Origin of the sequence: Bacteroides parvus (genome assembly GCF_017309675.2) — a bacterium.
GTDB classification, from domain to species: Bacteria; Bacteroidota; Bacteroidia; order Bacteroidales; family Bacteroidaceae; genus Bacteroides; species Bacteroides uniformis.
Map to the genome: position 1 here is coordinate 125,637 of NZ_CP084680.1, position 17,329 is coordinate 142,965.

Consider the following 17,329-nt stretch of genomic DNA (forward strand, 5'->3'; position numbering starts at 1 on the left):
TACATACGATTTATGAAAATTAAAAGACTAATGATTACTTGTTTGCTCGCAGTGTCTGTACTGGGAGGCAAGTCACAAGCACAAGACTTATTGTCCAATGTTTACGGACGCGACTACCGGCTACTGAATGGGAAGTGGGGAGCCATTGTAGACCTTTATGACCAAGGGGAAAGGATGCAGGTGTACAAAAACAGAAAACCTCAAGACAACAAGCAATTTTATGAATACTCTTTCGACGGAGGTTTGGTCCTGAATGTACCTGCCGATTTCAATTCACAAATGCCCGAATTGAAATTTTATGAAGGGACTGTATGGTACGGACGCTCTTTCGATACCCCAAAGACTGACGGCAAACGTTTGTTTCTCTATTTCGGTGCGGTAAGTTACCGTAGCAAAATATATCTGAACGGGGAAAAAATAGCCAGCCATGAAGGTGGATTCACTCCCTTCCAGGTGGAAATCACAGATAAGGTAAAGCAAAAGGACAACTTCCTGGTGGTGAAAGTCAACAATACCCGCACCACGGATGCCATCCCTGCCATGTCCTTTGACTGGTGGAATTACGGCGGCATCACACGCGATGTAATGTTGGTAAGCGTTCCACAAAGCTACATCAAAGACCATTTCATCCAGTTGGACAAGGTACAATCCAACCTGATTCGTGCCAAAGTAACCTTATCCGAAGCAAAGCCTGGCATCAACGTGCAAGTCGCCATCCCCGAATTGGGCATCAGACAGAACATGACTACCGATGCCAACGGAATTGCCCAGGCCACTATCAAAACCAAAAAACTGCAACGTTGGTCACCGGATGCTCCAAAGCTGTATGATGTAACCATCACTTCGGAAAGTGACCGGCTCAACGAGCAAATTGGTTTCCGTAACCTTTATGTAAAAGGCGAAGATATCTATCTGAACGACCGGCCCATCTTCCTGCGCAGTATCAGCTTCCACGAGGAAATTCCGCAACGCCGCGGGCGTGCCTTCTCAGAAGCGGACGCAACAATGCTGTTATCCGAAGCCAAAGAGCTGGGTGCCAACATGATTCGTCTGGCACATTATCCACAAAATGAATATACTGTCCGCCTGGCAGAAAGAATGGGATTCCTTTTATGGGAAGAGATACCTATCTGGCAAGGGATTGACTTCAAGAATACCGCTACCCGTGAGAAAGCAGGCAGAATGATTAAAGAGATGGTGATGCGCGACAAAAACCGTTGTTCCGTTACCTTTTGGGGGATTGCCAATGAAACAGCCACTTCCGCCCCGCGCAATGAATTTCTGAAACACATGAAACAATGTTGCCTGGACATCGACTCAACCCGTCTGATTACGGCTGCCTTCGATTTGGTACGCTTCAACCGCGAAAGCCGGAACTTTGAGATGAATGACTCCATTATCAACATCCTGGACATGGTAGCCATCAACAAATATATGGGATGGTATCATGACTGGCCACTGGCTCCGGACCAGGCTGTCTGGAATGTAGCTCCCGGCAAACCTCTTTTCATTTCCGAGTTCGGAGGCGAAGCGCTCTATGGCAAACATGGCGACGCGGAAGTCAAGAGTTCTTGGAGTGAGGATTATCAGGCACAACTCTACAAGGACAATCTGGAAATGTTCAAGCATATCCCCAACCTGCGCGGAACATCGCCGTGGATTCTTTTTGATTTCCGTTCTCCCTTCCGTTTCCATCCACACCAGGGAGGGGAATGGAACCGTAAAGGACTGGTTTCCGACCAGGGACAACGCAAAAAAGCATGGTACATCATGCGTGATTACTATAACCAAAAGAAAACAGAACAATGAAACACAAAATAAAACACTACATGGCTGCCCTCCTCCTGACCTCTATGGTCTGGAGCGGGCATGCCCAAGAAAAGAATGAAATGGACTTGTCCGGTGAATGGGCATTCCAGACAGATGTCATGGACTTCCGGAGAGGTTCACTGGACGTACGTTACTGCCATCGCCTGCAGGAAAGCATCGTTCTGCCGGGAATTACAGATGACTATAAAATAGGCTACAAATCTCCTTACCGCCACCTGGATAGGCTGACCCGTGTCTACGAATATATGGGCCCCGCATGGTACCAGCGGGAAATAGAGATTCCTGCGGCATGGAAAGGCAAACGCATTTTCCTCTATTTTGAACGTACACACTGGCTCAGTTCGGTATATGTAGGCAAAGAAGAAGTGAGTAAAATAGACTACATCAGTATTCCCCACAACCACGAACTGACCCAATGGCTACATCCAGGCAAAAAAGAACTGATAACTTTCTGCATAGACAACCGCTACCAGTACGATACCCATAAATGGGACCATGCCCACTCCGAATTTACCCAAATAAACTGGAACGGAGTATTGGGCGAAATTAAACTGGTAGCTGTAGACCCGGTCTATGTAGATGACATGCAGGTCTATCCGGACATCAAGAACAAAAGCATCAAAGTCAAAATGACTGTCCGCAACTGTACAGAACATACCGCCAGCGGCAAAATATCCTTCCACGTGACAGGAAAGGACTATAGACTACAAAAGGAAGTACCAGTAACAGTGACCGATTCCATTACTTATATCGAGGAAGAAATGTTTTTGGGCAAGGATATCCATTTGTGGAATGAGTTCCATCCCAATCTTTATACGTTGGACTGTAAGCTGACTTCCAGTGTAGAGGGCCAATCCTATGCGCATGAGAAAAGCACAACTTTCGGTATGCGCGAAGTAGAGGCCGGTGAGGACCATATCATCCTTAATGGCGAACCCATACACCTGCGCGGTACCGTTGAAAACGCAGTGTTCCCCAAGACCGGCTATGCTCCTGTGGACGATGCCTCTTGGGAACGTGTACTCCGTATCCTGAAAGAATATGGTATGAACCATATGCGCTTCCACTCCTGGTGTCCTCCTGCCGCTGCGTTCCGTATGGCAGACAAGCTGGGTGTCTATCTGGAGGTGGAAATGCCGATGTGGGGTAAAGATGCCCAACCCGATGAGAAGCGCTGGAATTTCTTCCGTCGCGAGCTGCGGGGTATCTTGTATGGGGCATAGAACGAAGCGGTTTTTTCAATGGTCGGGAAAAATGGGCGAAAGGTTTTGAAAACCAAAGGGTTTAGGCATGATCGGGAAAATGGGCTGAATATTTCGAAGCGGTTTTTCTCTTTACATGGCTTACATCTGCTTTACGTTTGAGGGGCTTTTCTTCGGATATTCGGGGGATTGCTTTACATCGGGCTTGCAGATGGGGCTAAAACGGCCTGGAAGGGTTTTATTTTCGGCTGTGTGGCCGTTTTATGGCTGGGTTGATGGATTTTGTTATATGATGGTGTGAACGGCTGTGTGGCCGTTTTTTTGTGCCTATTTTTAAAGATGTTGCCTTAAAATTCTTCCAAATAAGTATTATTTGGTATATTTGCAGCATAATAGAAACGAATATGGCAAAAGTGATTCATGTGCATTTGCTGCATAAAATAGACGGGACGAAGCAGAAAGATTGGTATTTCAGCAGTATATCGGCTGTTTATACGGTTCTGACGGCAGATCAGGTGGGGGCAACCAAGAATTACCTGCTTCATGCCGGGCTGTCTGGTAACGGCACAATATGCACGAAAAAGGCTATAATTAAGCAATCTACGCTCATCTCGGGTGGTAGTAAGGGAATGGTTAGAACGATATAATAGCGCCGTTAGAAAGGCTTGTAGGCGTTATTTCTTTGAATGCTGATTGGGGAGCTTATGGCTCCCTTTTTTTATGCCCCTACGGTTGGTTTTATTTGGTTAGGGGTTACTATTGGGGTTACTGTTAGGGGTTACTACTTCTTTAAGTTAGGGGTTACTTTAGGGGTTACTTTTTCAGTTCTCAGAGGGTACGCCCGAAATAGGAAACTATGTTATAAATGAAAGCAAGTGCCGTTTTTCTCTGTTTTCAGAGAGGAAAAACGACACTTGTTTGTGTGATATACCTTATTATAATAAAATAAATCCTTTGATTTACAGTGTATTTACGAGTTTGCTTCAGGTAAATTCCTTCAAAAGTGTGTGCGTGCGTCCTTTTTTAGCCTTCTGTAGGAGGCATGCGTGTACCACTTAGAAGAACTTGCTGATACTTCCGATTACTTCAAAGACATTGATGATGCGTGATTTGTCGAATTCCTGTTCATCGTAATCATTGGTGTTGATGGGGATGAAGCGCAGCTTGTCCGGATCCGGCGACCTGCGGAGGATTTTAATGGTGCGGATGGTATCCAACACCACTGCATAGATTTCGCCATATTGGATGTCGTTGAGTGTGCATTGGTGCAGGGCAATGATGTCGCCATGGTTTATTTTGGGTTCCATGGAGTGCCCGGTGACATTGCACCAGAGGCTGGCTTTCTCGAATCCCCTTATTACAATGTTGGTGGCAGGTATGTTTACCTGTGAATTAAACACTTCATCAAAGCCGCCGATGAAATCCACATCGTAATACGGTGTGCCGATGCCTGGGTTCATGGACGTAGTTGGCATAGCTGAAGTGGTTGTATCATTCGATATTTGAATATCGGTAGAACCATCTTTTATCATACTTCCTTTGCTGGTAAGAAGCCATTCGATATTTACATCTGGAGCATAAGCGAGAAATCTTGCTATATTATCTTCGCTGATTCCATTATTTTGTTGTAGAATTCCCCTTGTAACCCCCGATTCTTTATAGAATTCATAGGGGGTTACACCTTTGTTTTCTAAGTAAAGCAAGATATTTTGCTTTATAGGCGATTTTTCTTGTTGTTTTTCTTTCATAATCGAGAAATCTTGTCTATATTTGCAGCGTGTTTAAGATGTAAACAGCGCGCCAAATATACAAAAAATGCGTGTGATTAGCGAATTTTAAGGATTAAAGTAAATGAAAGCAAAAGTAATTATAGCTCAAGCAACAGCAGAGACCGCCGAAACTCTTTACGGACTGGTCAAGAAGATGGTAGATACAACAGCAATCAAGGCTTATCCCAGTGTAGATTATCAGGCAGTTTTCTTTTCAGCTGATAGATACGACTTAGACTTTGTAAAAAGAGTATTGGCGGATAAGTGCTTTTCTTTCAAAATTGAAGATGCAGAATAATACAATAAAATAAGTGAGTTTATGACACAGCAAGAATTTATGGAACGGACGGGGATAACCCCTACAGCAGAGGATTTTGATTACATCCATGCGGTTTATCTGAACACTTCGATGAACAAGGATGAGTTCTGCAAAGATTTCAAGAAACATGGGGACAGCCGGATTATCCGCGATGTCCATGTACGGGTGCTGAACTATGAGATGAAATGTGAACGGCAAAAGGAAGTTATCGGCAACCTGACCGACTTCCTGATTGGAAAGGCGCATGCGTATGACGATACCGATTTCCGCAAAGAAGCGGTAGGGCTGGTCGGTGAGATGGAAGTGGTGAAACGGACCATTGAATTGGGGCTTCCGCTTTGGGATGAAGACAGGATGGTTGTCCTTTCGATGATAGAAGAACAAGGCAAATAGATTGCCGGATAACTGGCAGCCCGGAAAGACGGGCAGGGGCGGCAGGCACGGCCGGAGAGTTGGTAAATCGAAATAAGAAAGCGTAGAAAGCCGTCGGGGTTCGATTCCCCGCGCCCCACGATATAAACTTTTAAAATTTAGAGTTATGGCAAAGAATTTCAATCCGAGAACAGCAGAGAGTCTGTTCAAACAGAAGTTGCGCACGATGATAGGCAGTACGGCACATACGCAGAATATTGCCGACCAGGCGATGGAGCTGGCTGGACAATTCATGACGGAGGATGAGATAAGCAACTCGGATGCCTACCGGGTGATAGAGAATGTGAGCTGTGTGTGTGAGGAAGCGATGCAGGTGCTGGTCGAAGAACTGCAGAAAGGGACACGCCTTCATGAAATACTGACGGGTGATTAGGAAATAGCGGAAGCCGTTGAAAACCTTTGAACGAACGATAACGATTAAAAAGTATGACGATATGAGAAAGCAGATTTTGACAGATAACGAGACCAAGACCTTCTTGATGAAGACATTCGGATGCAGCCGTCAGGCTGTGTGGCAAGCACTGAATTTTGTCCGTGACAGCGATCAGGCGCGCCGGATACGCACTCTTGCCCTGAAGCGAGGCGGCAAACTGACTGACGGGAACTTCATCCCGAACTGCGAAACCACCTTCGAGGAGTGCGAGAAGACCATGACCTGCACTTTCGGTCCCCGTGTAAAACTCGTGGTCCACAGAAAGACCAATGATGTGGATGTGTACGTGGACGGAAAACGGACTGAAACCTACCAATGTGAATTTGTATCGGATTTCATGCAGCTGCAGCACGAGACCCAACAGATGGCATCTGCCTTATAAATAGAAATGAAATGGAGTATTATGGAAAGATATTGTGCATATCCTACAATGACCTGACTTACGATGACCGACCGGTGATGGTGAACGGAAAGGCAGACTACAGCAGAAGCCGCACGCTGAAAGGAGTTCATCCTTCCACTCTTTCCGAAGAAGAACTTGCTCCCATCATGTCGATACCCAATTACAAGAAGTTAGCGGCAAAGGAGAAAATCAATGTAGTTCGATCCGGAAGAGGTCTGGGAGGTTACGTTTTGGTAGAAATAGCCACCATGCCCCTACGGTTTCAGGAAAGGATAAAACTAAAATACGGAGATATGAAAGAAGACGTAATAAGAAACTGGCTCGGCAGCCATTACCACATCGATGCGAAAGCCCGGGAATTTTACACCCGGTTCCGTTTTGACAACGGAGATACACTGCCACCGGAACACATCCAAGAATATACGGTAAACGCTTCGGTAATTGAGGCAGTGATGCGTGCCATGGAGGATGCCACGTTTATGCGAAAGGCCATGAAGGCCGGGCCGGTGAACTGGGGCGAACTGGCAGGAGCCATCAGTTACTACCAAGCAGAGTTCGGACATACCTTGCCTGTCAGTTCCAACCGCTTCAAGAAGCGTGTGAATGACTTCAAGGCCAACGGCTATGAAAGCCTTATCAGCCGCAAGTTCATGAACCAGAACCGCCGGAAAGTGACCTATGACATTGAACGCCTGCTGCTGAGCATCGATGCCCAACCGGAGCAGCCCTTCAATACCACCGTGTGGGAACAGTACAATCTATTTGTGCAAGGAGAACTGGAGCTATATGACCCCGAAACCGGCGAGGTGTTGAATCCGGCAGACTTTACCGACAAGGATGGAAATCCGCTGGTATTGAGCCCGGCCACAGTAGCCAACTACCTGAACAACCCCAAGAACAAGGCCCTTCGCGGTAAGCTGCACATGAGCCAATGGGATTTCAACAATGCCTACCGTCCTTATCATCTGCGCAGCATCGGTGAATATTCCTTGAGTAAGGTTTCTCTTGACGACCGCGACCTGCCGCGCCCAATGAAGGATGGCAACCGAGTGAAAGCCTATTATGCCTACGATGTGGTGAGCGGTGCTGTGGTGGGATATGCCTACAACCGGTACAAGACTACCGAGTTATTTTTAGACTGCATGCGAAACATGTTCCAGACCCTGGACCGGAACGGCATGTATATCCCCGCCGAGTTAGAAGTGGAACACCACCTGGTAAGCGACTTTGCCGACGGATTGATGCAAGCCGGTACCGTCTTCCCCCTGATCCGCTGGTGTAACCCCGGGAACTCGCGTGAAAAACGTGCCGAGCACAAGAACCGCGAAAAGAAATACGGTGTGGAGAAACGCACGCAGGTAGGTATCGGCCGATGGTATGCCAAGCTGGAGGCCAACCGCCCGAAGGAAGAAAAGGTGTATGACGAAAAGAACAACACCTACAAGGTGAAGGCCTATAGTTATGAAGAATTGGTAGCCGATGATATACGCGCCATTGAGACCTTCAACGCACAGCCTCACCCCAACCAAAAGCGCTATCCGGGCATGAGCCGTTGGGATGTGCTTTGCGCCCATCAGAACCCGAACCTTGCACCTTGGGACAAGGCCGTTCTTTACCGGTTCATCGGACAGCACACCGAAACAACCATCCGGCAGAACACCTACTGCACGGTGATGTACAACCAATACGGACTGCCCAGCCCGGAAATCATCGAAAAGCTGGAGCCGAGGAACTACAAGGTAGATGCCTATTATCTGCCCGATGCCGACGGAACCATCAACGAGGTATATATCTACCAGAACGGACGATATATCGCCACCTGCAAGCCCGTAGCCCGTTACAATGAGAATACAGCCGAGCAGACCGAGTACGACAAGGCAGCCTATACCGAACAGTCCAAGTATGTAGCTCAATTCGACAAGATGATGAAGGACGGCAAGATCAAGCGTGTGGGCATCCTTGCCAAAGAGGAAGCAAAGCTGATAACAGAGGTACAGGCGGAAGCCGTTCCCCTTCCTGCACAAGCCGAGGAAGAAGATTACTCAGCCTATATGGACATCAGTGCCTTCGAGCATGATGCAGTAGCCAAGATATAATTAACGACGTTAGAACGAATTTAAAACAGCATTCAAATGGAAATAACAAATGAAGTAAAGCAACGTATTGTGGCAGCGATAGCCGCCGACCGTGAAAATTATCCCAGTGACAACCGCCATGCCACGGCACTGGGCATAGCCCCCAGCGTTTACAATGCCATCAAGCGGGGCAATTATGAAAAGCAGGTCAGTGATGCCAACTGGGTAGGTATAGCCCGAAGATTAGGCGTGCAACTGCGTACAGAAATACCTTGGCTGGCAGCACAGACCCCGACCTACGTGTTTGTGAGCAAGCAGCTGGAAGTGTGCCAGGGAAGCGGGCTGAGTGCCATCCTGTGCGATATGCCCAATATCGGCAAGACCTTTACAGCGAAAGCTTACGTGAAGCAGCACAAGCACGCCGTATATGTGGACTGCAGCCAGGTGAAGACCAAACTGAAGCTGATACGCTACATTGCCAAGGAATTCGGTGTGACCAGCAACGGACGCTATAGCGACGTGTATGAGGATCTGGTGGCCTACCTGCGCACGATTGATACGCCCCTGGTTATCCTGGATGAAGCCGGGGACCTGCAGTATGAAGCCTTCCTGGAGTTAAAGGCGCTTTGGAACGCTACGGAACGCTGCTGTGCCTGGTATATGATGGGTGCCGACGGATTAAAGGAGAAGATCAACCGCGCCATCGAAGGCAAGAAGGTGGGCTATACCGAAATGTTGAGCCGCTACGGTGACTCCTACAGCAAGGTGACCCCGGACGATGCGCAGGAACGCGAAAAGTTTCTGAAGGCACAGGCTGCCATCGTCGCAAAAATCAATGCCCCGGACGGTGCCGACATTGCCAAGATTGTTCATAGCACCGGAGGCGGCTTGCGGCGCGTATATACCGAAATCGAAAAATTAAGGAGGATGCAGGCATGATAAGCAAGATAGAAATGCAAGCGATGGATGCTGTTATCGGTATCCATCGCGAGATGAGAAAAGCGAATGAGATAGACTGGGAACAGCGCAGATATGAAATTGCCAAAAGCATGCTTCCGGTAGTAAGAAGCAATTCATCAGGTATAATGTCTATAAAACAAGTTGCCAGACTTGCTGTGGACTATGCTGATGCTCTTATTGAAGAATTGAAAGGAGGTAACCGTGAAACTGAAGAGAGCCTACAGTCCCGGTGAGGTGCTGAACATGAAGATTCCCCGGTTCGAGTTTTCCGGGGACTGGCAAACCTCGATAGGCAACCCGGCCAAGAGCGGCGTGTGGATTATTTGGGGAGCCAGCGGAAACGGTAAGAGCAGCTTTGTGATGCAGCTGGCCAAGTACCTGTGTAGCTTCGGACGCGTAATTTATGACAGTTTGGAAGAAAGTACCGGTTTGTCGTTCCAGATGAGCCTGAAACGGCACAAGATGGGTGAAGTGAAAAAGAAGCTGATTATCCTTGACCGGGAACCGATGGAGCAATTGGAGGAACGGTTACGGCGCAGAGGCAGTCCCGGAATCGTGATTATCGACAGCTTCCAATACAGCGGCTTGAACTACAAAACCTACAAGGAGTTCAAGGAACGTCATCCCAAGAAACTGTTTATCTTCATCAGCCATGCCGAGGGGCTTCATCCGGCAGGTAGAAGCGCCCGCAAGGTGGAATATGATGCCGATGTGAAAATCATGGTAAGCTGTTTCAAAGCCTGGTGCAAAAGCCGCTTTATGGAGCGGCCCGGTGAGCCCTACGTGATATGGGAAGAAGGTGCTGCCAAAACATTGAAGGACGATAATATGGAGGATTATTTGAATGATGGAATGGGAGAATAAGCTGTACCAGATACTCCTGAAAGAACAGGAAGCGGAGGCCGTGGTGGACGATTGGGTAGAACGTAACATACAAAGCGACCTCCGTCTGCGCAGGGCCAAGACAAAGGGACACGTAGTGATAGAAACCAGGGATGTGATGTTTGCTCGGAATATTCAGGTATGGCATCCGTCCTGCCAAATAAACATTAAAGATTTGAAGTGATGGAAAAGAAAGAAGAAAAGAAAGTGTGCTGCATCTGCGGCAAAGAGTATGAGGGCTACGGATACAATCCGTTCCCGGTGAAAGAAGAAGGCTGCTGCTGCCAATCGTGCAACTACAGTGTGGTGGTTCCGGAACGGTGGGAACGACACAAGGCTTTTCAACGTGGTGAAGCGACCGGTGCCGGGAAAGTGTACATCAGCGGAGCCATCGCGCACTATGATATGAATGAGCGCAAGGAAGCCTTCAGCCGTGCCGAGGAGAAACTGATGGCACAAGGCTATGATCCTGTAAACCCTTTCAGGAACGGATTGCCGGATGAAGCTCATTGGAGAGCCCACATGCGGGCCGACATTGCCCTGTTGCTGGCTTGTGACTATATCTACATGCTGAAGGACTGGGAACTGAGCAAGGGAGCCAAACTGGAGCTTGACGTAGCCAGTTCGTGTGGCATTAAAGTATTGTTTGAATAACCTTTTAATAGTGAATGTATGGAAGAAAAACAGAAAGTTCAGGTCGTATTTGAATTTGACCGTTCCGAGTATGACGCGTATCTCTTTTTGATGAATCAAAAGAAGACGAAAGAGGTAGAGCAAATATGGAACACCATGAGCGGTGAGCCTGTGGTTGCGGATATTGATTTGTTTGAAGAGGACAGCCAGTCTGTAAAACTTATGATGATAAGTTTGGCAATTCTTTCAGTGGAGAAAAAAGTGAAAGGATGATATGGCACAGGAAGTAACCAATTTCGCCCGGTTCTATGCATTGTTCAACAAACTGCCTTATCAGGGCGATCGGGAGGAATTCAAAAAACAAATCGTGCTGCAGTACACGTGGAACCGGACAGACAGTCTGAAGGAAATGACGGCCAAGGAGTATGAAGTTTGTTGTACTGCTCTGGAGAAACTGAGCGGACAAGACGAATGGCGGCAGAAACTTCGCGAGGAACTGCGACGGAAACGCAGCGTCTGCCTGAAGCTGATGCAACAGTTGGGTATAGACACCACCGACTGGAACCGGGTGAACGAATTCTGCAACAACCCCCGGATAGCCGGCAAGCCCTTTGTTCAGGTTAGTACAGCCGAGCTGGAACAACTGGCCATCAAACTGCGGGCTATCCAACGAAAAGGAGGTTTAACCGATAAATAGAGCAATATGGATAAAAAAGCACATGAAGCGCTTGAGCGCATAAGAAAAGACGTGACCCTTACGACATCCGATATGGAGAACCAGGATGCAGCGGAGTTTTTCAACGAACTGGCCGACTGGGCGTATGCCAATGGGGAGGCCATGCTGATAGACGATGAACCGGAAAAGCAGGATGATTATGAGGATAGATGACCAAGACAAGCTGATAAAAGCGGGGTTCTGTATAATACGAAAGGATGATTATCCAGGCCCGAGGATAAAGATGTGTACCGGCATAAACGGTGGCTGGAAGACATACAAGAAGTTTGAAACCAAAGCAGAAAGAGACAGGACATTCGCTTTGCTGCTGAAGGATGACAAAGTAATAGCTGATTAACAACTAAAATGATTTAAAATGGAAAAGAACAATCAAAGTGTGGACATCAAGTCCCTGAGTAAAGAACAGCGAGCAGCCCTCATGGCCCAGCTGCAGCAAGAAGAGAAAGAAGACCGCATCGCCCGTCGTGAAACTTACGAGGCATTACGCGGTGAGTTTATGCACGAAGTAAAGACCAACGTTCTTGAGATGGTGAATGCCGTGACCGGGTTCCGCGGATGGCTGGAAAAAGAAGCCGATGCCTTTACCAAGGTGATGAAGGAATACGGCCAGGTGAAAAGCGACGAACAGCGCAGCTATACCATTACGGACGGAGACTTCCGTCTGGAAGTGAAAAGCAACAAGGTGAAAGGCTTCGATGAACGAGCCGACATGGCAGCCGACCGTCTGATTGACTATTTGAAGCGCTACATGCAGAACAGCGAGAAAGGTTCTGATGATCCGATGTATCAGATGGCCATGACCCTGCTGGAGCGCAACAAGATGGGCGACCTGGACTACAAGAGCATTTCAAAGCTGTATGAACTGGAAGATAAGTTCGATGAAGAGTATGCAGACATCATGCGCCTGTTCAAGGAAGCTAATGTAGTGCAGCGCAATGCCACCAACTACTACTTCAGCCGCCGCAACCCTGAAAACGGCGTATGGACCCGCATTGAACCCAGTTTCTGCCGTTTGTAGCCGAAACCCGTTAACCCTATAAACAGAAAGCGCCGCAGTTGTTATAATTGCGGCGCTTTTGTTCTTAAAATAGATGGAAATCAGTTATTTTTGTAAGAGAAATAAAATGTATGGGCAAAGGACGGGATAAAGAACTGATCAAGCTGCGTGACGAGGCACTATGCCGTCGTTACTACTATTGGACAGAAATACAGCGGTTGCGGTTCGACGATGCTTTAAAAGTGTTGTCGGAGCGCGAATTCTTTATATCCGAGGAACGTATCATGACCATCATCCGCCGGAAATCACGTGAGGGAACAGACTACAATCTGAAGCCTGTTCCCAAGGTGAAAGCCCCCCGTCTGACTGCCGCCCAGCTGGAACTATTCCCCATAAGATGACGGCATGGCCGATTCATCGTGCAGTGTGAATGAGAACGTCATTTCATAGACCTTGATGTAATGCGGCATGGCATACGAACGGCTTTTCTCGCGTACCAGCGGCGAAGCGTTGTCCGTGCATTGCAGACACTGCAGCGACTTGTATAATTTCTTGGCCAGCTGCTGCCTTTCCCTCACCTTGTCATACGTGCCGGATGCGTAGCTTGTATCGTCGTAACAATCGATGGCCAGCCGGACGGTCAGTGCGGATTCGCTTTTCTGTGCCCCGTATCCGAGGTCGTGCCAGTCGGAGTTTGTATTTCCGATTAATACACAAGGGAAAGTGACCGGGTACTGGTCTTCTTCTGCTCCCATTTCCAATTGTCCGTAGTCCTCGTCGATGAGAGAGAGTTCCGGCATTTCCTGTGCAATCTGTTCCATGATTGCGATAAAAATTTCGTCCATATCGTTATTGGTTTAAAATGTTGGTAATTTCCTGGTCCACCTTTTCCCGGATACGCCGGTTCAATTCTTCGCTTTCGCCCATGAACTGACGCTGCGGGATGCGGATGTGCAGTTTCTTTTTTTGGGTAAGCGCCATGTTCCTCCAGAACTGTGCCTGCGGATTCAGTTCCTTCGGCTTGGAACGTCGTTTGACGCGTTTCTTTTGCCCTGTGCCGGCTTTTTTTCTTTTTCCCGAAGCCTTGTAGAACTTGGCCCATGCAAAGCGCCTCATGCGGTCTGTGACGGTGACATCGATTTCCCCGCCCCAGTTGTTGATGGGTGCATAGACCACCTCGTTGAATACCCTTACCCGGTAGTCTGCAGGTGTATATCCGACCGATTTGAACAGATGTTTCCTGCCGGAGAGCAGCGTTCCATAATTGCTGGCGGCATCGGAACCTCCCGAGGACAGCCGTTTGGCTTTGGGCCAAGGGTGAAGACCGCCATTGACAAATCCACCCTGCCGGAAGTTATCCTGAAAATGGTCTTTGGCCATTCGTCCTACCATGACTGGCATTTTGCGGCGCATCATACTGTCCAGCCTGTCACGTTTCCGCTTTATCATTTCCGTAAAATCTTTTATGTCCATAATCATCAGTAATTCAAGAATAATTTATAACTTTGCAACCGAGGCTTCCAATATGCCTTTTATGCGTTATGAATATACCGGAACAAGTAAAGAACGAGGCCCGTGTACTTATTGAGCAATACGGTGACACCTTCGAATACCTTGGTATTTATGAAGGCCAGGAAGCCTATGTGTTCAAGTTTCCGGGGGACTCCTGTACCGGTTATCCTTTCGTCTATCTGTATGACGGTAAAGACGCAACCGAAATAACCGGTCCGTTATCCCTTGACGTTATCGATTCATGTATCGAAAATATCGAGGAAGGAGACATCGAATAGCTTATTGTCAATTCTCAGGACTCCCCTGCAGTTGTGGGAAGTCGCAGCTCCTATTTCACATAAATATTTTACGTCTTTCCATTCCATTCCTGAACCGGCAGAATTATCGCTTTGGGGTTCGATATACCTTAGTTCACCATCCGCAAACCGTTGCAGGATTGTAGCATGACCTCCTCCACTTTTCCAGCCGATGCACAATTCATACACGCCTTCTTCCTTACATACCTCATTGAAATACTCCATGTACCTTTTAGGGGTCATTTTCAGGTATCCTTTGTGCGCAAGCCAGCTGTTTATACTTATATGTTGCGCCGGAGTACCGTCGGTGTTTTTCCAGACTTCAAAAGCACGTCCATTACTCAGATATTCAAGTTTAGACCCTGCGACATTGCCTTTGGCGGTAATATCCCATCCACGTAATCGTAAAGCGTATGCCGGTGCGCAAGTCTGGCAGTTGATACTGTATGGAGTATCCCGTTTTTTATCGTAATCGCTGTTCTTCCGGTATCTGTTTCCCCTTTTATCGCGGTATATTCCTTTGGAATCCAAAATATACTCTTCCACATGTTTGGGATTTGCATTCTGTTTGTCCGCCTTATCCACATCCATAGGTTTTCCTTTTTTGATTTTAAGAGCCTTTTCCATTTCGAGGTTGTTCCGGGCAATGGCCATTTTTTCCTCCCCGGTAAGGTAGTCCGGCATTTCCGCAATCATCTCGTCAATACGGGCCATAAGTTTATCCACCGCTTTTTGGGCACCCTTGTGGGCTTCTGCCTGATATGGATGATTGTCGGAAAACAGTTTGCCGTCCGTTCCCGGATTGTTATCCAGTCCGGGCTGGGGCTTGTTCTTGTCGTCTTCGTCCGGAAATGGTGTCGGCTCCTCGTCGGTGGCAGTGAGGTCGCACTTGCAGTTCCACCGGTCGCCCGGTCGGTGGATGTTCCAGAACGTGTCATCAATCGGCCGGATGGTATTCCAGAACGGGCGGTGGTCAGCCCCCGGATGAATGGAGGTGGACGGTAGCCATTTGAGGTTGGGCAGAATATCGCGTTCGCGCAGGAACTGTTGCCAGTCAGCCGCCTGATGCGCCCGGATGACCGCCGTATCATACTCCGTCCGCAGCCAGTGACGAACCTGATGGGAAGCAATGGGCAAGACTTCCTGTACCCATTTGTCGAACGGTTTTAAAATGCCGTTTGAATCCAATAAAAGTCGTGCCATGTCATTCTGCATACGATGTACCTTGAATGCCGAGAATACGGCATTGTTCCGGAGTATGGCATTTCTGAAATCCTCGTCCGGAGTAATGGCCTTGGATTTGCTGAACCCTTCCTTTGCCGCCTTGTCCATCTTTGCCCATATTTCATTGAACAGGTTGATTTCGATTTCGGTTGCCGGATGAAAGTCCCTGCTGTATATGTTCAGCAAGGCACGCCGCAGCACCTCTTCGGAGAAGTCAAACTCCATGGAGATGCTGCCATTATCAGCCGCATACAGTCTGTCGACTACCAGTCTAAAGCTGCCCCGTCTGCCGGGGCTTTCACGAAAAAACCTTTGAGCCAGTTCCGGAAGTTTCTTTTCTGTTTCGGTGTCGGTTCATCATCCCGTCCCTTATTCGCTGGCTCCGGCTCCTTCTTCGGGCTTGGAATCTGGTCGGCTTGTTCAGCCGTCTTTTGTTCCGCCTTCAGCTGCTCGTAATTGGCCGGTTTGTCGATACCGAATTCCTCATAGAGATAGTCGTCGTCGATGGGGATGTTGAAGTTCTTCTTCAGCTGCGTGAGGATGGATATTTTGGTACCGGCATCCGTTTCCTTCGGTTCGGGGAAACAGAACGTACCCCCTTCGGTGTTGATGCCCATGCGCAGCAGAATGTCCGTCATGTCGTAATTCAGCACGTTGAGCACGTACTTCCGGTCGGCCTCCAGTACCTTGTCCTCTACTTTCTTATGAACCGTACCCAAAGCCTGCGTGCCTTTTTCGGACGATTCGGTGGTCAGCGTATTGCCCAGTATCAGTTTGGAAATTTCGTTGTTGCACCGCTCGCAGAGGCGTTCATAGACATCGGCAGACCCTGTTTTGTTTCCGGCTTCCGTGAGTTTGAGTTCCGTGTCCTTGGCATGGAAGAACTGCGCCAGACTTCCGGCATTGGCCGCATCCTCCATGGCCCGCTGGCGTGACTCGTCGTCGTCGGAATCATAGATATATTCCTGGATAGGCATGCCGAATACCTCGGAGAACTGTGCCCAGTCGCCCGTAGTGTTACGTTTGTAGATGACCCAAGGTGCAGCCTTGGCCAACAGCCCCAAATCGGACGGTGAACCCACAAACAGCAGGTCGGTATATTCATTCCAGGAATGGCCGGTAATGTCCGTCTGGTGGCGCAGGATGAGTTCCCTGACCGGATCCACATGCTTGCGTGGTACCAGGTCATAATCCACCCACTCCTGCAGCTTGTAGAACTGGCAGAGCGAGAAGCCCCAGAATTTCGCATCAAGGATGTCACCCACCAGCCGGTTGAACCAGGGCGACTGTATCTGTTCGTTGATTTTATCGTCGGGCTTCCCGTCCACCCGGAATTCCATGTTGGAGCACAGCACGGCATTCTTTCGCTTTTCGAGCACACAGGAAAGGTGGGTATCCATCAGAATGTCCTCGTAGAGGTCATAAAGTTTGTAACGTCGCGAGAAATCGACATTCTCGGCCACCCTTACGGCTGCCATGTAGTCGGAAATGTCCAGCCCGAAGCGTTTGGGCTGTGTGAGCACAATCACATTCGGTCTCTTTTGTCCCGGCAACGTGAAGTTTCCCCCTACGGTGATGATGCCGGCTTTGTTGTTTTTTCTGTTTTTCTTTTTCATGATGCTTGCT

24 protein-coding genes and 1 pseudogene are annotated in these 17,329 nt (G+C 48.4%); 20 read left to right on the top strand and 5 right to left on the bottom strand.

Annotated elements, in window-relative coordinates:
- Nucleotides 1–12 precede the first annotated feature (12 nt).
- From JXR92_RS00505 to JXR92_RS00515, 3 genes and pseudogenes are all read left to right on the top strand, one after another.
- On the top strand, nucleotides 13–1,809 hold the full coding sequence (locus JXR92_RS00505; protein WP_131225434.1) for a glycoside hydrolase family 2 protein: 1,797 nt from the start codon (nucleotides 13–15) through the stop codon (nucleotides 1,807–1,809).
- A pseudogene (locus JXR92_RS00510) lies at nucleotides 1,806–3,041 on the top strand (sugar-binding domain-containing protein); the annotation flags it as partial. The gene JXR92_RS00505 and the pseudogene JXR92_RS00510, both read left to right, overlap by 4 nt.
- Nucleotides 3,042–3,436: 395 nt before the next feature.
- The gene (locus tag JXR92_RS00515) at nucleotides 3,437–3,679 is read left to right on the top strand and encodes a hypothetical protein (protein ID WP_007751495.1); all 243 of its coding nucleotides are present in this window, start codon (nucleotides 3,437–3,439) and stop codon (nucleotides 3,677–3,679) included.
- Nucleotides 3,680–4,087: 408 nt separating this feature from the next.
- On the opposite strand, the gene JXR92_RS00520 is transcribed toward JXR92_RS00515, so the two are convergent.
- The gene (locus JXR92_RS00520) at nucleotides 4,088–4,780 is read right to left on the bottom strand and encodes a S24 family peptidase (RefSeq protein ID WP_206897506.1); all 693 of its coding nucleotides are present in this window, start codon (nucleotides 4,778–4,780) and stop codon (nucleotides 4,088–4,090) included.
- A gap of 103 nt (nucleotides 4,781–4,883) precedes the next feature.
- Between JXR92_RS00520 and JXR92_RS00525 the strand changes: the two genes are divergently transcribed.
- From JXR92_RS00525 to JXR92_RS00600, 16 genes are all read left to right on the top strand, one after another.
- Nucleotides 4,884–5,099, top strand: a complete 216-nt coding sequence (locus JXR92_RS00525) for a DNA-directed RNA polymerase subunit beta (protein ID WP_117615990.1) — start codon at nucleotides 4,884–4,886, stop codon at nucleotides 5,097–5,099.
- Nucleotides 5,100–5,120: 21 nt separating this feature from the next.
- Nucleotides 5,121–5,513, top strand: coding sequence for a hypothetical protein (locus tag JXR92_RS00530; RefSeq protein WP_007751501.1), 393 nt, complete (start codon nucleotides 5,121–5,123; stop codon nucleotides 5,511–5,513).
- Nucleotides 5,514–5,658: 145 nt separating this feature from the next.
- Entirely contained in the window at nucleotides 5,659–5,925 is a 267-nt protein-coding gene (locus JXR92_RS00535; protein WP_007751507.1) for a hypothetical protein, read from the top strand.
- Nucleotides 5,926–5,986: 61 nt separating this feature from the next.
- A complete protein-coding gene (locus tag JXR92_RS00540) occupies nucleotides 5,987–6,367 on the top strand; it encodes a hypothetical protein (RefSeq protein ID WP_007758937.1) in 381 nt (126 codons plus the stop codon).
- Between the two features lie 11 nt (nucleotides 6,368–6,378).
- Nucleotides 6,379–8,484 (top strand): hypothetical protein, encoded by a 2,106-nt coding sequence (locus JXR92_RS00545; RefSeq protein ID WP_206897507.1) that lies wholly within the window; start codon nucleotides 6,379–6,381, stop codon nucleotides 8,482–8,484.
- A 36-nt stretch (nucleotides 8,485–8,520) separates the two neighbouring features.
- Nucleotides 8,521–9,402 (top strand): AAA family ATPase, encoded by an 882-nt coding sequence (locus JXR92_RS00550; RefSeq protein WP_007751516.1) that lies wholly within the window; start codon nucleotides 8,521–8,523, stop codon nucleotides 9,400–9,402.
- The gene (locus JXR92_RS00555; protein ID WP_007751518.1) at nucleotides 9,399–9,656 is read left to right on the top strand and encodes a hypothetical protein; all 258 of its coding nucleotides are present in this window, start codon (nucleotides 9,399–9,401) and stop codon (nucleotides 9,654–9,656) included. Before JXR92_RS00550 ends, JXR92_RS00555 begins: the two co-directional genes overlap by 4 nt.
- Nucleotides 9,625–10,287 carry an AAA family ATPase gene (locus JXR92_RS00560; RefSeq protein ID WP_032558186.1) on the top strand — a complete coding sequence of 221 codons (663 nt, stop codon included), beginning with the start codon at nucleotides 9,625–9,627 and terminating at the stop codon, nucleotides 10,285–10,287. The genes JXR92_RS00555 and JXR92_RS00560 overlap by 32 nt, the downstream gene beginning before the upstream one ends.
- The gene (locus JXR92_RS00565; protein WP_007751522.1) at nucleotides 10,268–10,489 is read left to right on the top strand and encodes a hypothetical protein; all 222 of its coding nucleotides are present in this window, start codon (nucleotides 10,268–10,270) and stop codon (nucleotides 10,487–10,489) included. The genes JXR92_RS00560 and JXR92_RS00565 overlap by 20 nt, the downstream gene beginning before the upstream one ends.
- Nucleotides 10,489–10,959 (top strand): DUF4406 domain-containing protein, encoded by a 471-nt coding sequence (locus JXR92_RS17515; RefSeq protein WP_007562536.1) that lies wholly within the window; start codon nucleotides 10,489–10,491, stop codon nucleotides 10,957–10,959. Before JXR92_RS00565 ends, JXR92_RS17515 begins: the two co-directional genes overlap by 1 nt.
- A gap of 18 nt (nucleotides 10,960–10,977) precedes the next feature.
- On the top strand, nucleotides 10,978–11,211 hold the full coding sequence (locus tag JXR92_RS00575; protein WP_007562534.1) for a hypothetical protein: 234 nt from the start codon (nucleotides 10,978–10,980) through the stop codon (nucleotides 11,209–11,211).
- A gap of 1 nt (nucleotide 11,212) precedes the next feature.
- Nucleotides 11,213–11,635 carry a hypothetical protein gene (locus JXR92_RS00580; protein ID WP_007562532.1) on the top strand — a complete coding sequence of 141 codons (423 nt, stop codon included), beginning with the start codon at nucleotides 11,213–11,215 and terminating at the stop codon, nucleotides 11,633–11,635.
- A gap of 6 nt (nucleotides 11,636–11,641) precedes the next feature.
- Entirely contained in the window at nucleotides 11,642–11,827 is a 186-nt protein-coding gene (locus JXR92_RS00585; protein ID WP_007562531.1) for a hypothetical protein, read from the top strand.
- Nucleotides 11,814–12,011, top strand: coding sequence for a hypothetical protein (locus tag JXR92_RS00590; protein WP_007562529.1), 198 nt, complete (start codon nucleotides 11,814–11,816; stop codon nucleotides 12,009–12,011). Before JXR92_RS00585 ends, JXR92_RS00590 begins: the two co-directional genes overlap by 14 nt.
- A gap of 18 nt (nucleotides 12,012–12,029) precedes the next feature.
- Nucleotides 12,030–12,692 (top strand): DUF3164 family protein, encoded by a 663-nt coding sequence (locus JXR92_RS00595; RefSeq protein ID WP_007751532.1) that lies wholly within the window; start codon nucleotides 12,030–12,032, stop codon nucleotides 12,690–12,692.
- Nucleotides 12,693–12,802: 110 nt separating this feature from the next.
- Nucleotides 12,803–13,072, top strand: a complete 270-nt coding sequence (locus JXR92_RS00600; RefSeq protein WP_007562525.1) for a hypothetical protein — start codon at nucleotides 12,803–12,805, stop codon at nucleotides 13,070–13,072.
- Here the strand turns inward: JXR92_RS00600 and JXR92_RS00605 are convergent.
- Nucleotides 13,055–13,516: a hypothetical protein gene (locus JXR92_RS00605; protein WP_007562523.1), complete on the bottom strand. Its 462-nt coding sequence runs from the start codon at nucleotides 13,514–13,516 to the stop codon at nucleotides 13,055–13,057. The genes JXR92_RS00600 and JXR92_RS00605 overlap by 18 nt on opposite strands.
- Before the next feature lie 4 nt (nucleotides 13,517–13,520).
- Nucleotides 13,521–14,144 (bottom strand): hypothetical protein, encoded by a 624-nt coding sequence (locus JXR92_RS00610; RefSeq protein ID WP_181975829.1) that lies wholly within the window; start codon nucleotides 14,142–14,144, stop codon nucleotides 13,521–13,523.
- 68 nt (nucleotides 14,145–14,212) lie between these two features.
- Between JXR92_RS00610 and JXR92_RS00615 the strand changes: the two genes are divergently transcribed.
- On the top strand, nucleotides 14,213–14,461 hold the full coding sequence (locus JXR92_RS00615) for a hypothetical protein (RefSeq protein ID WP_007562519.1): 249 nt from the start codon (nucleotides 14,213–14,215) through the stop codon (nucleotides 14,459–14,461).
- On the opposite strand, the gene JXR92_RS00620 is transcribed toward JXR92_RS00615, so the two are convergent.
- A complete protein-coding gene (locus JXR92_RS00620; RefSeq protein WP_206897508.1) occupies nucleotides 14,423–15,928 on the bottom strand; it encodes a toxin glutamine deamidase domain-containing protein in 1,506 nt (501 codons plus the stop codon). The two genes, JXR92_RS00615 and JXR92_RS00620, sit on opposite strands and share 39 nt — an antisense overlap.
- 38 nt (nucleotides 15,929–15,966) lie before the next feature.
- Nucleotides 15,967–17,319 (bottom strand): phage portal protein family protein, encoded by a 1,353-nt coding sequence (locus JXR92_RS00625; protein WP_007562517.1) that lies wholly within the window; start codon nucleotides 17,317–17,319, stop codon nucleotides 15,967–15,969.
- Between the last annotated feature and the right edge of the window lie 10 nt (nucleotides 17,320–17,329).